18 protein-coding genes are annotated in these 14816 nt (G+C 41.6%); 6 read left to right on the plus strand and 12 right to left on the minus strand.

Annotation, left to right across the window (positions count from 1 at the left end; all coding sequences use genetic code 11):
• Positions 1–222: 222 nt before the first annotated feature.
• Complete coding sequence (locus tag AS888_RS15720) at positions 223–585, plus strand: YtxH domain-containing protein (RefSeq protein WP_061143098.1); 363 nt, start codon at positions 223–225, stop codon at positions 583–585.
• Positions 586–775: 190 nt separating this feature from the next.
• The gene (locus tag AS888_RS15725) at positions 776–1354 is read left to right on the plus strand and encodes an HTH-type transcriptional regulator Hpr (RefSeq protein WP_061143099.1); all 579 of its coding nucleotides are present in this window, start codon (positions 776–778) and stop codon (positions 1352–1354) included.
• Here AS888_RS15725 and AS888_RS15730 read toward each other — a convergent pair.
• A complete protein-coding gene (locus tag AS888_RS15730) occupies positions 1351–1683 on the minus strand; it encodes a DUF1878 family protein (RefSeq protein ID WP_061143100.1) in 333 nt (110 codons plus the stop codon). The genes AS888_RS15725 and AS888_RS15730 overlap by 4 nt on opposite strands.
• Positions 1684–2077: 394 nt before the next feature.
• Between AS888_RS15730 and AS888_RS27165 the strand changes: the two genes are divergently transcribed.
• The gene (locus AS888_RS27165; protein WP_397251954.1) at positions 2078–2464 is read left to right on the plus strand and encodes a DUF3267 domain-containing protein; all 387 of its coding nucleotides are present in this window, start codon (positions 2078–2080) and stop codon (positions 2462–2464) included.
• Positions 2465–2545: 81 nt separating this feature from the next.
• Positions 2546–2755, plus strand: a complete 210-nt coding sequence (locus tag AS888_RS26865) for a hypothetical protein (protein WP_397251956.1) — start codon at positions 2546–2548, stop codon at positions 2753–2755.
• Positions 2756–2871: 116 nt separating this feature from the next.
• Here the strand turns inward: AS888_RS26865 and AS888_RS15745 are convergent, their stop codons facing one another.
• Together AS888_RS15745 and AS888_RS25165 are read right to left on the minus strand one after the other, a co-directional pair.
• Positions 2872–2955, minus strand: a complete 84-nt coding sequence (locus AS888_RS15745) for a YjcZ family sporulation protein (protein ID WP_034314699.1) — start codon at positions 2953–2955, stop codon at positions 2872–2874.
• A gap of 184 nt (positions 2956–3139) precedes the next feature.
• The gene (locus AS888_RS25165; RefSeq protein WP_081092482.1) at positions 3140–3223 is read right to left on the minus strand and encodes a YjcZ family sporulation protein; all 84 of its coding nucleotides are present in this window, start codon (positions 3221–3223) and stop codon (positions 3140–3142) included.
• Between the two features lie 200 nt (positions 3224–3423).
• On the opposite strand from AS888_RS25165, the gene AS888_RS15750 reads away from it, so the two are divergent.
• Positions 3424–4290, plus strand: coding sequence for a peptidylprolyl isomerase (locus AS888_RS15750; RefSeq protein ID WP_061143103.1), 867 nt, complete (start codon positions 3424–3426; stop codon positions 4288–4290).
• A 46-nt stretch (positions 4291–4336) separates the two neighbouring features.
• On the opposite strand, the gene AS888_RS15755 is transcribed toward AS888_RS15750, so the two are convergent.
• The 8 genes from AS888_RS15755 to cysK all read right to left on the minus strand — a co-directional run bounded on the left by AS888_RS15755 (position 4337) and on the right by cysK (position 13400).
• Positions 4337–4519: a sporulation YhaL family protein gene (locus AS888_RS15755; RefSeq protein WP_053344914.1), complete on the minus strand. Its 183-nt coding sequence runs from the start codon at positions 4517–4519 to the stop codon at positions 4337–4339.
• A 98-nt stretch (positions 4520–4617) separates the two neighbouring features.
• On the minus strand, positions 4618–5556 hold the full coding sequence (gene yhaM, locus AS888_RS15760; protein ID WP_061143104.1) for a 3'-5' exoribonuclease YhaM: 939 nt from the start codon (positions 5554–5556) through the stop codon (positions 4618–4620).
• A gap of 158 nt (positions 5557–5714) precedes the next feature.
• Positions 5715–6410 carry a (2Fe-2S)-binding protein gene (locus AS888_RS15765; RefSeq protein ID WP_061143105.1) on the minus strand — a complete coding sequence of 232 codons (696 nt, stop codon included), beginning with the start codon at positions 6408–6410 and terminating at the stop codon, positions 5715–5717.
• A complete protein-coding gene (locus AS888_RS15770) occupies positions 6403–7227 on the minus strand; it encodes an ABC transporter ATP-binding protein (RefSeq protein WP_061143106.1) in 825 nt (274 codons plus the stop codon). Before AS888_RS15770 ends, AS888_RS15765 begins: the two co-directional genes overlap by 8 nt.
• Before the next feature lie 380 nt (positions 7228–7607).
• Complete coding sequence (locus AS888_RS15775) at positions 7608–8015, minus strand: hypothetical protein (RefSeq protein ID WP_260320230.1); 408 nt, start codon at positions 8013–8015, stop codon at positions 7608–7610.
• A 41-nt stretch (positions 8016–8056) separates the two neighbouring features.
• Positions 8057–11074, minus strand: coding sequence for an ATP-binding protein (locus tag AS888_RS15780; RefSeq protein WP_061143108.1), 3018 nt, complete (start codon positions 11072–11074; stop codon positions 8057–8059).
• Between the two features lie 20 nt (positions 11075–11094).
• Entirely contained in the window at positions 11095–12303 is a 1209-nt protein-coding gene (locus AS888_RS15785; RefSeq protein WP_061143109.1) for a metallophosphoesterase family protein, read from the minus strand.
• A 173-nt stretch (positions 12304–12476) separates the two neighbouring features.
• Complete coding sequence (cysK, locus tag AS888_RS15790) at positions 12477–13400, minus strand: cysteine synthase A (RefSeq protein ID WP_061143110.1); 924 nt, start codon at positions 13398–13400, stop codon at positions 12477–12479.
• A gap of 331 nt (positions 13401–13731) precedes the next feature.
• On the opposite strand from cysK, the gene AS888_RS15795 reads away from it, so the two are divergent.
• Positions 13732–13920: a YhzD family protein gene (locus AS888_RS15795; RefSeq protein ID WP_061143111.1), complete on the plus strand. Its 189-nt coding sequence runs from the start codon at positions 13732–13734 to the stop codon at positions 13918–13920.
• A 74-nt stretch (positions 13921–13994) separates the two neighbouring features.
• Here AS888_RS15795 and AS888_RS15800 read toward each other — a convergent pair whose 3' ends face one another.
• Positions 13995–14786, minus strand: coding sequence for an enoyl-CoA hydratase (locus tag AS888_RS15800; RefSeq protein WP_061143165.1), 792 nt, complete (start codon positions 14784–14786; stop codon positions 13995–13997).
• Between the last annotated feature and the right edge of the window lie 30 nt (positions 14787–14816).

Consider the following 14816-nt stretch of genomic DNA (forward strand, 5'->3'; position numbering starts at 1 on the left):
AAGTTATTTTTAAATATTATATATTGACTGCTTAAGTTTAAGAAAATATTTTTGTGATATAAAGATAAAATGGTAGATACTCTTCCATAGGAAAGAAAATTATGGTATTTTGTTATCAATAGCATTTACAACCCTATTTATCAAAATTTCCAATTGAGTTTTTTTTCAGCAGGGAATCAGACCATGTAACGCGAAAACAATATTATTAATGAGGTGATCCTAATGAAAGCAAAATCATTACTAATTGGCTTTTTAACCGGAACAGTCGTAGCGGGTGCCGCAACTTTGCTTGCAGCGCCGAGCTCTGGCAAGGACTTGCGGAATCGCATCAAAACGAATGCGGAAGAAATGAAGACTACCATTGATGAACTGAAGGTAAAGATGCAAAATATTAAAGATGACTCGCTGGAAGCCACTCAAATCAGCAAAGAAACGGTAAAAACCTTCATTTCTGACGTGCAGGTGGTCATCGAGAACTGGAAGCAGGAAATCGAACCGAATAAGAATGAATTACTGAAGAACGTTCAAGAAATTGAAACTTCATTAAAACAGTTAGAAACGGCCATCCCTGCTTCTAAAAAATAATAGCTAAACGTGGTTGCACAAGTCGAATTCTCCATTTTTCCCAATAAATAACATTATATACAAAGGGAAAATGGAGAATCGATTAAAAAAACTAAAATTTTCTAAAAATTTTGCAAATATTATCTTTATTAATTTTTATTTTATTGTCATAATAAATATACAGAATCTTATAAGTAGGTGAGCCCATAATATGCAGAATAAAAATTATTCTATGAAAGAAGCAATGATTTTTAGTCAAAGAATTGCACAATTAAGCAAAGCATTATGGAAATCGATTGAAAAAGATTGGCAGCAATGGATTAAGCCCTATGATTTAAATATCAATGAGCACCATATACTTTGGATTGCCTATCATCTTAATGGCTCTTCCATTTCAGACGTTGCAAAATTTGGGGTCATGCATGTTTCTACGGCATTTAACTTTTCAAAGAAATTAGAGGAACGCGGGTTTTTGACATTTTCAAAGAAAGAAAATGACAAGAGGAATACGTATATTGAGATCACAGCTGAAGGAGAAAAGATTCTTCTTGATCTGATGGAGACTTATGACCCCAGTAAAAATTCAGCTTTCTCAGGTGCACTTCCACTTCGTGAGCTTTATGGTAAGTTCCCCGATATGATAGAAATGATGGCCGTCATCCGTAATATATACGGGGAAGATTTCATGCAAATCTTTGAGAGGTCCTTCGATAATATTGATCAGGAGTTTACTGATGTGGAGGGTAAAATCACAAAAAAAAAGATAGAGAAAGAAACTGAGCCAGTTTAGCCCCACACTCTATCCATTTCCCTCATGAAGGATACATATAAACCTTGTGAGAGGCATGCGTCAATGCATTCCTTTGTCGTTATTTTTGGATTGACCTTTCTTTCAAATTGGTTAAAAAGCGGTCGAAAGTTCATGTATCCTTCCGCTTTTTCTATTTCATAGCGTTTGCTCAAAATATCACATAACTCCAGCAGCGCTTCCGCCTCCTGCTTCGTGAAATTTTTTTCCACAAACAAAAAGTCCAATCTTGCCTCTGGATTGCGTATCAGGTTCAGTAAAAGCCCCTGATGAAAACGGAGTATGTCTATTTCTTCATTTATATTTCTCATACAGCATTAGTCCCCAATCAATCATTCATATTTAACCTTAATCGCGCAAAAACGTTAGTGATTTCTCATTCAGAAATTGTCCTCCCAGTGGACAGTCGCCGCCAATCATCACCTTTAGTCTTTGTCCATTCTGTGGTAATTATTATCTTATAACTAAATCCCAGAATTCTATTGCTTTTTCCATCCATTCATCGTAATGTATGTAAGTAAATTCAACGGTCTTTGGAGGGCTGATTTCAAAATGAACTCGTGGAAAACAATTGACGTGGCAAAACAATATGGGAATTGCCGTCTGATCTTTTTTTCAGTTTTTACTATATTGATGTCTTTTGTTTTGATCTATACATTATTAAGTGCCGTTTCATCCCGGGTTGTTTTGTATGACGATCAAACAATGCTTTTTTTTAGCCTATTAGTCTTATTATATCCTGTTCACAAACTATTACACTATTTACCTTTACGATTATTATGCAAAAAAGTAAAAACTTCTTGGTCCATTAAGTGGAAACTTGTGCTTACCTGCAATGTAAATGTGCATTATCCGATACGAAAGCATCTATATCTCTTGACCCTTGTCCTACCCTTCTTCATTATGTCGGTCTTATTAATCGGTTGTGCACTTGGTTTTCCGCATTATATCCATTATTTTACCATTTTATTATCCCTGCATACCGGATTATGTGTATCGGATTTCATTTATATAAAGAACCTGGTTGGTTCACCAGGACATTCATTTATTGAAGAACATCGGGAAGGATACGACATCCTTATCCAAAAGTAATTCCATTTCATTTCGCAAAGGTGACTGAAAAGATTTTTAAGTATCTTTTTTCATTATAATTTGGTATCGTATTTATACATGATGTTTTGCAAGGAGGGATTTTCAGTTTTGATCTCATTCTGGTTTATTGTCGTTGCCATTTTGATTCTTTATAATATTAATAGAATGACCAACTCTTTATGTATCCAAAAAGAAATTGCTGAAGACCGGCAGCCTAAAGTATTCAGGACCATTAATGTATTAATTACTATTATGTTATTATCCTCCTATATTGAAATTTTGTATACGTAGAGATGAGCAACAAATGATCGACCATCATTTGTTACATACATTGGTGATAACCGGCGCATTATTCAAATAATAAAGAAAAAGGGCGAAGCGATAAGCTTCGCCTTTTGTTTATGCATTTATAACCAAGAAGCTCCAATGATGACTAACAGGATGAAAAGAACGACAATTAGAGCAAAGCCTCCACCTATTCCTCCAGACATTGATCTTCCTCCTTTCCATTCTTAAGTAATAGCAGTTTCATGCACACTCTTATATCCGCCAAAAGGAATTCATCCCTTTCGTAGCTTGATAAACACTATATTCTTTATTGTTGAGCGGCTACCCTATCCTATTCAACTCCATGGCAAAAGGAGTGGGCACTTTCCATTATAATTTTGCAATTGTTTAGCAATAGGCTGCTCCCACAATTATTAATAAAATGAATAACACTACTAACAAGGCGAAACCTCCGTTAAATCCATTACTCATTATACTACCTCCTTTTGGTGTCCTCGATTTATCATATGTAGATGTTCATGATCTGGGTAGGTATCTGCCCATTTTTCAAAAAATTCTTATTCATACATCAATATATTATTTTTTGTAAAGTAACCAGAATATGTTATAGTTAATTTTGTGGAAATACGAAGATTAGTAAACCAGAAACTTAAAATTAGGAGTTGTTCTCAATGAGGAAATGGGCATTATCAATTGCTGTGACTGCAGGGCTGATTGGACTTACAGCATGCAACAGCGACAAAGAGGCAGTCGTGGAAACGAAAGCGGGGGATATATCGAAAGAAGAATTTTACAATGTCATGAAGGACCGTTATGGTGACACCGTTCTTCAGGAACTTGTTTATGAAAAAGTTCTTTCTGAAAAATATACAGTAACGGATAAAGAAGTTAAGGCTAAAACGGCAGAACTTAAAGAGCAAATGGGTGATAATTTCCAAACGGCCCTAGCCTCTTCCGGATATAAGAGCGAAGATGATCTTAAGCGTGCACTTAGGATCGGCATGCTTCAAGAAAAAGCTGCCGTTGCTGATATTACAGTCAAAGAAGCTGATGTGAAAAAAGCATATGAAGACTACAAACCACAAATCAAAGCTAGGCATATTCTGGTAAAAGACCAAAAAACAGCTGATGAAGTGAAAGCTAAATTGGATAAAGGTGAAGACTTCGCCAAACTTGCTAAAGAATATTCAACAGACACTGGGTCTGCTGAAAAAGGCGGCGAACTTGGCTGGTTCGGAAAAGGTGAAATGGTTCCTGCATTCGAAGAGCAAGCCTACAAGATGAAGAAAGACGAAATCAGTAAACCGGTTAAATCGGATTATGGCTACCACATCATCCAACTTGAAGATATGAAAGAAAAGAAATCGTACAAGGATATGAAAAAAGATCTAGAATATGATTTGAAAGTCGCGCAAATCGACCAAACCAAGGTTCAAGATATTTTGAATGCTGAAGTGAAAAAAGCTGACGTGAAAATTAAAGATAAAGACCTTAAAGACGCCATCACTTCTGGTGACGCAACCAAAGCCGAAAAATAATCGGATAAGCAAAAGCGACAGGACTTGGTCCTGTCGCTTTTTTTAGTTAAGCTCCCTGATTGATATCCTTTTTACGCCTCTCACGCTCTTCTTCCATACGTTCAATGTACTTCTGGCCTTCCTTCTCTATCCAAGCATCATCTATGAGGCGCTCCTGCCTAGCTGTCCAAATTGACATGACTGCACTGACAATTATTCCAATAAACACGAACCAGATCCAAATTGGCATGTCCATTACCTCCCAAAAAATCTACTATTCATTTACTAGAGAATATGCGTGAACAAAAAAAATATGCTTCTTTCTCCAACGGAAAGAAGCATATTTTTTTAAAATGTAGGTTTATAAAATGAGCGATTATCGAGCGCGAAGACTCTTTCCGTGAATTCACCCGGCTTCACTTTCTCCAAGGCCCGGTCCATCATATTGATCTTGGCATCCATGTTATCGATGTAATGCAGCACTTCAGCTTCCCTCACCATTGGCGGTTTGGGGCTGCCCCACTCCGCTTTGCCATGGTGGCTTAATATCAAGTGCTTGAGGATCATGATTTCTTCTGCTTCAATCCCTAACTCCTCTGCTGCTTTACCGATTTCATTCACCATGATGGTTATATGGCCCAATAAGTTCCCTTCCACCGTGTAAACGGTCGACACAGGTCCAGATAGCTCATGTACCTTCCCTAGATCATGCAGTATGACTCCTGCATACAAAAGGTCACGATCGAGCGATGGGTAAAGGGTTGATATCGCTTTGGCCAGACCCAGCATCGATACTACGTGATAAGCGAGACCCGACATATACTCATGATGGTTCTTCGTCGCTGCAGGAAACGTCAAGAATTCATTCTGATATTTCTTAATAAGATGTCTAGTCACCCTTTGGATATTCGGATTCCTCATTTCAAAAATGAATTGAGTGATCGTTTCCATCATTTCTTCCTGACTTAAAGGTGCCGTTTGAATCAGATCGGCTTTTGTTACGCCATCAGCATCAGATGTGATTCTTATATTGCGGATTTTCAATTGGCTTCTGCCCCGGTAATTCTGGACTTCACCTTGAACTTTCACGGTAGCTTCGGCACTGTACGTTTTCTCATCAGCCTCGGAGACATCCCACAGCTTCGCCTCGATCTCCCCGGTTTTATCACACAAAATCAATGTTAGAAACGGCTTTCCATTACTTGCAACCGCCTTTGTACTCGTTTTTATATACATATATATATCTACAACTTCACCAATTCCATAGTGAATGATCCCATTTCCCATGCGACTGCCCCCGTTCGATTAAATATCAACATTATAACATATGAACCCTTTCAGTGCGTTTAGTTTTATCAATCGTGCTGGACATATTAAGGAAACGAAGCTATGTACAAGCAAAAAAAGCCAGCCTCTTACCAAGCCTGGCTTTCCATTCCATCTGATTAACTGTTTTTATTCGGACAATACGCGCATTTTTCCTGTCCATCAATCCGGTAATATAAACAGCATGTCATTCGTTTATAAGGATTCATCGACTCGGGGATCGTTTTCCCCCCTAAAAATCGCTTAAATGGTGAACGCCTTTCAATATTCAGCCATATTTCATCTTCCAGCAGACAATTTATGTCCGTTTCAACACGTGCCTTTATATCAGGCAGTTTCAATAACTCGCTGTACATCCATACCGCATAGCTCCAAATCGTTTCCCACAGTACATGTTTCGATATTTTTGTGGTTTTGGAAACCGGGGCGATGGCATCCGCACCAAACCTGCTTAATATCGTCTGGAGGGCAGCGGAGCTTTCCTTCTCCGGGACAATTCCCCACCGGTTTGTTTTCAATAAAAAATCCGGCAGCCAATGTTCATCTTCCGGATCATCCAAAACTCCCATGTCCCCCAGTGTGCCCTCCCAGGCAAGCCGATGCTTGCTGACCATGTACAATTGTGCCGTAACAAAAAAAGCATATCGTCTGAACCACATCGACATGGCTATTTTTGACGTCTCCGCTCCTGTCCGGGCTTGTGCATACGAAATTAGCTCTTCAACATTACGAATGGTCTTTGAGTCTTCGTTTCCACGTATCGATACGCGAAAGCCTTGCAGCTCTTTTTCCATGGTTGGTGTGAGCTTAACCATTGGCCATCGCTTTCATCCGGCTTTGTGCGTAACGCCCCTTCCCATACGGGATGCACATGGGACTGCCGAAAATCGGATCAAAGGAGATATGGCATTCCATCCCGAATACTTGTTGAACCAACCCGGGCGTGATGATTTCCTCTGGTCGTCCTTCTGCATGTATCGACCCGTCTTTAACCGCAACCAAATTATCCGCATAACGGCATGCCAAATTCAAATCATGAAGAACCATAACGATCGTTCGATTCTCAAACTCATTCAAATCGAACAATAAGTCAAGAATCTCGATTTGATGGGTCATATCGAGATATGTAGTCGGTTCATCCAGCAATATGATGTCCGTATCTTGTGCCAACGTCATCGCGATCCATGCCCGCTGCCTCTGCCCTCCCGATAATTCGTCGACAGCACGTTCCTTCAATTCAGACAGGTTCGTTGCTTCGATCGCCTTCTGAACTTTCTCTTCATCCTCGGTACTCCACTGTTTCAACCAACTTTGATACGGATACCTTCCTTGTTTCACGAGCTGATAGACGGTAAGACCTTCAGGAGCTGTCGGCGATTGTGGAAGAATCGCCATTTTTCTTGCTACCTCCTTGGATGACAAAGACGATATCGCCTTGCCTTCAAGCACGATCGAACCCGCTTGCGGCTTCAACAAGCGTGCGACCGATCGCAGTAGTGTTGACTTCCCACAACCATTGGCACCGATGAAAACAGTGATCTCCCCTTTGGGTATATCCAAATTCATATCATTTATTATTAATTTATCACCATATCCGAGCGATAAAGACTGTGTGTTAATAACTGGTCGCATAAAAATACTCCCCTTATTATGTTAATAATCTAAGTTTAATGAAAATGATTATCACTGTCAATCTTAATGAGCATATTGAACCAAAAACATCCTGCAAATAAGTCACTCATTGGCGGACATTCAAGTAAAGATATCAAGTGCTTTTTTTCCGATACATGAAAAATATGGTATCCACACTTCACCCTGATGCTTTTTGCTCGGCTGTTCAAATACGTGGAGTGGAGCGGAAGACGCGTGACTATACGGGAAAGACGTTTCAAGGGCAAACAAGTGCCTGCATTGGCAAGCAACGTACAAAGGGAAAACACAAAAACTGCAGACAAACTCCCTCATTATCGAGAGTTTATCTACAGTATGTCAGCCCTCCCTATGAAAGGACGTTAACCTACGAGCAGGCGTTTCGTACAATGTGCCAGAGATTCATCTTTGATGAAAGTAAATAAATCCCGATTGACCAAAGGCATTATTTCAGCTGCGATATTCCAGGCGTTGACCTCAATTTGATAAAGGATTTCCGAGCTGCCCGTATTCCAAAGCTCCTCACTCAGCATAGCTAGCTCTGTATCCAGCGCATGCCCCATTTCATGCGCAAGGATGACCCATGTATATTCCTCAAGCGCATCAAGCGAACCTAGAAAACGCTCACACTGAATTTCGATATCTTTCTTATATAAAGTGATCGTATGATCTTCGGCAGAATATTTCCCCCCCACACATCGTATTCCAGGGAACTCGTTTTCGACGATTAATCGTAATGACGAATCATGCCGGCTTACAAACTCATTCATATCCAATGCCTTCACTCTCTTTATTCATAGTTTTCACTCGATTATATTCCTCGGATGATCAAATCATTATCTTTTTTCAATATGGAATTGGATAGATGAATCACTTGCTTCTCCGTGAAATCCTCCATTACATGTCGATGGCAGGTAAAAAAGAAGATTTGCCGTTTGAGAGAAATTTTTTTCAATAATTCAAGCATCCTTTTTGTCCTTGTTGCATCAAAATTGACAAAACCATCATCGATGATAAGCGGGAAAGAATCATTTTCAAAAGTATGATCGGCAAGGGCGAGCCTTAGGGAAACATAAATTTGCTCGGCTGTCCCGCGGCTTACCTCTTCCACCCCGAATCTCAAGCCGTCACTTCGCTGTACAAAAATCCCTTCTCCTGAATGATCAAGGATGATTTTCGAATAGCGCCCATTCGTCAAAAAGGCAAAGTGTCGCTCGGCATCTGCGATGACCTTGGGCAGACGTTCCCTTTTATATCGATCCAAAGTTTTATTCAATAAGCGTTTGGCTATGGCCAATTTCGCCCATTCTTTCGCTTCTTCATTGAACGCCGCTTTTTCTTCATAAAACTTATTAAGTAAATCGTCATAAACACCTGATGATTCAAGACGTTTTATCTGATGCTTCGTGTCAGTCAGTTTTTCCAGTAATGCTGATTTCACTTTTACAGCATCCTTTTGTTTGCGCTCTAAATCTTCAAATGCATAAGTGGTGATCCGTTGTTTAACATACGTTTGTATTCGTTCAGGGAGCATTCTCGATTGCTCAATTTGAATCGCAATCAACCCGAGTTGATTTTGCAGGGAGCCTTTCTTTTCGGACAAGGCAGCGTGATGTCTGAACTCTTCCTCAGCATTGACCTTCGCTAATCCAAAAAGCTGCTCGATTTCGGCATCAAGATACTCTTTTTCCATCGTCAGCTGCTCGATTTCATTCCGCAAACGGATTCGTTCCTGCAGCCACTGCGTGCGCTGGACGGATACCTCCAAAGCATTGTTCAATTCCCGCTTTAAAAGGCCGATCGCTTCACGCCAAGTAGATGGCTCAACATCAAGGCTGTGGGCAAAATGTAATAAAACCTTCGCTTTGCTATCAAATTCTTCATTTAAATATTGATGCCGCTTGATCGCTTCATATTTCCTTTCAACGGCAGTTTTCCAATCTTCAAGCATTTCAAATACAGACTCAAGATTGATTTCCATGCCAGGAAAGGACATGCCCCATCCGTTCAGGATGCTTTTCATTTCTTTATCCAATTCGTCCCTTCCAGCTTCCCAAGCCGCATACTCCTGAATGGTCGCTTCGAAAGCCTCCTCCCGTTCCCCATACTTGAACCTTTCCGTTTCCAACTGCCTTTGGAGACGGTCATCCAATTCCAGCAATTGTCCCATCGACTCTCCATCATGATCCAGATTGGCTTCACTGCCAAGTGCCGACCTTTTTCGTTTCATGTCATCCAATTGCCGGATATGCCCTGATAATATCATTTCTCCTTTGGAAAGATATCTGGAAACCACAAACAGGACCGCCGCGGCCAGAAGTATCATGGAAAGCAGCAACTGTTCACTGAAATAACAGCTGATCGCACCTAAACATAGCAGTGCTACTATACTTCCATTCATGATTAGGGAACGTTTGCGATCCTGAGCCTCCTGCTTCTCCTGTAGGGCCAATTGCTTCTCGAGTTCAAGTATTTGCTCATCAAGAATGAGCCTTTTGACCGTGTTAAATTCACGGTTATGTTGCTTGTTGTATAAAGATTCAAGCTTGCTTCGTTTTTCCACGGACATTACCTGGGATGCTATCTCCTTCAAGCGGGCTTCTGCCGTCTCCAAACTGACCTTTTGCAGCCCATATTTCTCATCCAGCTGTTTTTTAGCATTTTGGAGTTGATGCTTATCCCTCTCCATCCGCTTGACCTTTTCCTTCATGAATGCACTGATATCGAGATTGCTCAATTCATCATCGGGTTCATCGAGGAATAGGTCCTGCTTCACCTTTTCGATATACTTTTCTTCCATCAGGCATTCGTGTTCCGCCCTCCGAAGGTCCAGCTCGAGCTTCTCCAATAAAGTGCCTTGGTTGACTGCAAGTTCGATCTGCTCTTTGTGCACCTTGATGAACGGTTTTATTTCGAATTCAACGAGATTCCCTTCAAGTTTGTTCAGTTTTTCTGTCAATGCTGCTAATTGCGCCTTCATCGGCATTGCCACTGCTTGGAGCTGCTCAAGTCTTTTTAAACCATCAACAGGAAAACTTACATCCTTGATATTGCTTATCTCCGATTCAATTTTCGCCTGCTCCTCAATCAAGGGCTTGATTCTCAGGAACGTACCCACATCCATAAGATCGTTTTCTATCTCTTGGATAGCTTCCGTAATTTCAGCAAGCCTCTCCTTAAGTTCTTTCTCTTCCTGCAAAAATGCGGTATATGACTGCTGCTCCTGTTCTGATGCCTTAACCTTTTTCTGCAATTCCTTAAGTTCTTTTATTTTTACATTCAAAAGGGGTTTTTGGCCTGATGGCTTGAATAGCCGATCGAGTTCTTTTTGCAATTTCGTCTCTGCTTCAAGAAGCTTATCATTCCCGACCAGTCCAGCTGACAACAGATACTTGCTCATGGTTCCTTCACTTAGCGTATGTAAACCTTGAAGTCCTTGAAGGTCGAAAGAAAAAATGGCTTGGTAGTAGTTTTTATCTACGCCATGGAGAATTTCATTAAGCTCCTTTTCACCCGCGACCCTCCCATCTTCGAAGGTGATCGATACATCCCCAGTTGCCTTTCCCTTCACTCGCTCAATAACGATTTCCCCATGTTTTTTTGTTAAAAGAGTGAGCCTTCCCCCATATTTGGCATGCATCTTAGGCTCGTAGCGCGGTTCATTTTGAACTCTTGTCGGAAACCCAAATAAAATACTATGCATGAAAGACATGATGGTCGACTTGCCAGATTCATTTTCGCCAAAGAATACCTGCATCCGGCCCAGTTCCGGGAAATGCTGGTTTTCCAGTTTGCCATAACCATAAACATGGAGGTCCTTTATGATCAACGCTTCTCCTCCTCCCTTACCTATTCGTTCGTTTCAAACACCTTCAAAAGCCATCTTTCCGCTTCATCCAAAAGTGACTTCTGCTCTTTTGGTTCCATCGAATCAAGAAACCTTCTTGCAATCGGGTGATGATAAAGAGCGGCAGAGGCCGCCTCCGTATCCTCAAACTCGGAAGCAAGCTCTGAAATCTCAGCCACAAATGGAGATACCTTGCTTGACCTTATCATCGGCATTGTCTGGATGAGCTTGATTTTATACACCCAGACAAACGCTTCCGCTTGCTCTTCTTCTTGTAAAATCCGGGTCAATTCGTCAAGATATTCCGCAATTTCCCCTGCATATGCCCCGGCATCCAACTTTAGTTCCAAAAGATAGCTTCTTCCATCCAGGCATTTTTGCTCAATGAGTTCCTGGCATTGCTTGAAGATTGCATCAAAACCCCCATCTGCTGTTACTTGGATTGTTTCACTATGCCATATCACCCCAGAGGTCCCTATGAATAAATGTCGTCTCAAGTCACCATCGAGTTCGATCAGCATGCATCCCTTTTCTCCAGATTCCTTGCGGTTCCTGCCTTGGATATTTCCGGAGTAAATCACCAGGGGGTCCTCTGAAACCACCTGATGCTTATGGATATGCCCCAGCGCCCAATAATCGAAATCCTTGTCAGCCAGTTCCTTCAGGGAAAAAGGGGAGTAGGGGTTATGTTCCGCGTTGCCTTCCAAATTTCCGTGAAGCAGCCCTATATGATAATCCGCGCCTTCAGCTTTCATGTAGGTTTCAATCATCCTCTCCTTTACGTGGCGGCGAGGATAACTGAACCCATACAAGTGGACGCTTGTCCCATCCGCTTTTTCGAACAGTTTCACTTCCGTTTGCCCTGAAAATATGTGGACATTTTCCGGGAGCTCCACAGTAATCCATGTTCCGCTGAGATGATCATGATTTCCGTGAATGATATAGGCAGGTATCTGATGTTGCCGTAACTTTTCCATTTCAGTCCGAAAGCGCACCTGTGTCCGGAGACTGCGATTTTCACCATCAAACAAATCACCAGACAGGACGATGAAGTCAACCTGATGGAAAATGGCCTCATGAATGATCTTTTGAAAGGCTTTGAATGGACTTTCTCTTAATTCCTTTACTATCCTTGACGGCAAATCCTTCAGCCCTGTATATGGGCTATCCAGATGGAGATCCGCCGCATGAATGAATTTCACGCTGCTCATTGCTTCACCTCGGTATTTCATTTCTTTCACTTTAACATAAACAGAACATACTTTCCCGCCAAATATCAGAATTGTCGCGTCGATTTATGTTATAAACAGTATCGCCACAATCTTAAATAAAAAGACCGAATGGCTGGTACATTGTCGCATGCACCGCGTTCGGCCTTCTACTTTTATTGGAAAATATCCATGCTTAAATAGCGTTCACCATTATCAGGGGCAATGCATAGGACACGTTTACCTGCACCAAGGCGCCGTGCCTCCTTGAGCGCAGCCCAGACAGAAGCGCCGCCTGATGGTCCAATTAGAATCCCTTCCTTTGCCGCCATATCCTTCATCGTTGAAATCGCATCCTCATCGGCTGCTTGGACAATTTCATCGAACACATCCGTGTTTAAAATGCTTGGCACAAAACCGGGACTGGTTCCGACCAACTTATGCGGACCAGGCTTCCCGCCTGAAAGAACCGGCGAGCCTTTAGGCTCGACCACGACGACCCTTAAATGCGGCAGCTGTTCTTTTAAGACTTCACCTGTTCCTGTTATCGTCCCACCTGTACCGGCAGTCGCCACAAACACATCCAGCTTTCGATCCATCTGTTCCAAAATCTCGACAGCAGTCGTCACTCTATGAATATCAGGATTGGCTTTATTTTCGAATTGTTGAGGGATAAAGCTGTTCGGAATCTTTGCAGCCAGTTCCTGAGCTTTGCGAATGGCACCTGGCATCCGCTCCGCAGCTGGAGTGAGGACAACTTCCGCGCCATACGCCTTTAAAATATTGATTCTTTCCTTTGACATATTATCCGGCATGACCATGATGGCCCTGTAGCCTTTTGCCGCTGCATTCATCGCAAGTCCGATGCCTGTATTGCCTGAAGTCGGCTCGATGATCGTGGAATCAGATTGAATGACCCCATCCAGCTCCGCTTGCTTTATCAAGTTAAACGCAGCCCGATCCTTCACACTTCGGCTCGGATTGAAATACTCAAGCTTTACAAAGACTTCCGCATCATCCCTCCCTGTTAAATGATGAATCCTTACAACTGGTGTATCTCCTATCAATTCCGTTATATTATTCACGATTTTCACCGTCATTCCATCTAACTCCCTTCGGCCTATACACACACTTCATATACTTTTCTCCTACTCTATTATATCATTTATGAATTTCTATTTTAATGATGGGATTCCGCTCGTTACAATCGTTTTTTTTAAACTTCCACGCTAAAGAAAACAACACTTAAAGTTTGTTCGATATAATTTTTCCCGATCCTATTCTTATAAAATCCCGCTATACTTCAATATCTTTTAGTTTCCTATATTTCTTTCAGATAATAATAGTCAAAATTGACAGATAATGATAGAATTTTCTTAGCCGTTTCTATCATGATCAACTATACAAATTCGAAAAGGGAGTTTTTTGAACATGAGCAAACTATACAAGCTAACCGTATTTGAACCTTCGGGGGAAAAATTATTGGATGAATCGTTTACCGCCGAAAATGATGAAAATGCAAAAGAATTAGGTCAAAAGCTTTTGATCGAAAAAAACTATCAAGACCAAACACACCGATGCGTATCCCCAGCAGGAGCACTCTTGCTTTTTCACCGCTGACAATATTGGAAGCGCACTCATATAATTGAAGAGGCCGTCACAATGGCGTGACGGCCTCTTCTGATTCATATTTGTCATTTACCGGTGAAATTCGGTTTTCTTTTCTCGACGAAAGCTTTTATTCCTTCTTGATGATCCGCCGTTTGACGCATTTTCATTTGTGCCGCTTTTTCTATCTCAAGCATTTTAATCAATAATGGCCGATTTTTTTCACTAAGGATTTTTTTCGTTTTAATCATGGCAGTAATCGGGCTTTGCAGCCAAGCTTGCACTTTTCTCTCCACCGCCTGTTCCAAGGTTTCGTCTGCCACCTCATGAATGAGGCCCTTTTCTTTAGCCTCGAGCGCCGTAAGCACCTTGCCTTCCCAAATCAATTCCTTTGCGCCCACTTCACCAAGACGGCGCTCAAGGAAGAAATGTCCTCCGCCGTCCGGAATCAGTCCGATTCCGATAAAATTCATCGCAACCTTGCTTTCCGAATCTGCAATAAGGTGATCCGTTGCAAGAGCTATACTCAAACCGAGCCCTGCTGCAGCTCCATGAATGGCGCTAATCGTCAATTTAGGCATGAAATATAATGTGGTCACCAATTCACTGATGCCATCCATCAAATTGTCGAAAGCGTTTTCCTTTCCGGGAGAGAGCATCATCTTGATATCTCCGCCCGCGGAAAAGGCTTTCCCATTCCCTTTTAAAATGACGACGTCCACTGCTTCATTATCACTTACCTCCTTAAGCGCGGTAATGAAATCATGCAGCATTTCCGGATTTAACGCGTTCATCGCCTCTGGGCGATTCATGGAAACTGTAGCTATCCGGTCTGAATAAGTGACTAATACAGTACCTGCAGCTGATGTCGAATCTATACTCAATTTTTCTTCCTCCTTCTTCTTATC

The organism is Peribacillus simplex (assembly GCF_001542915.1).
Taxonomy (GTDB): Bacteria; Bacillota; Bacilli; order Bacillales; family DSM-1321; genus Peribacillus; species Peribacillus simplex_B.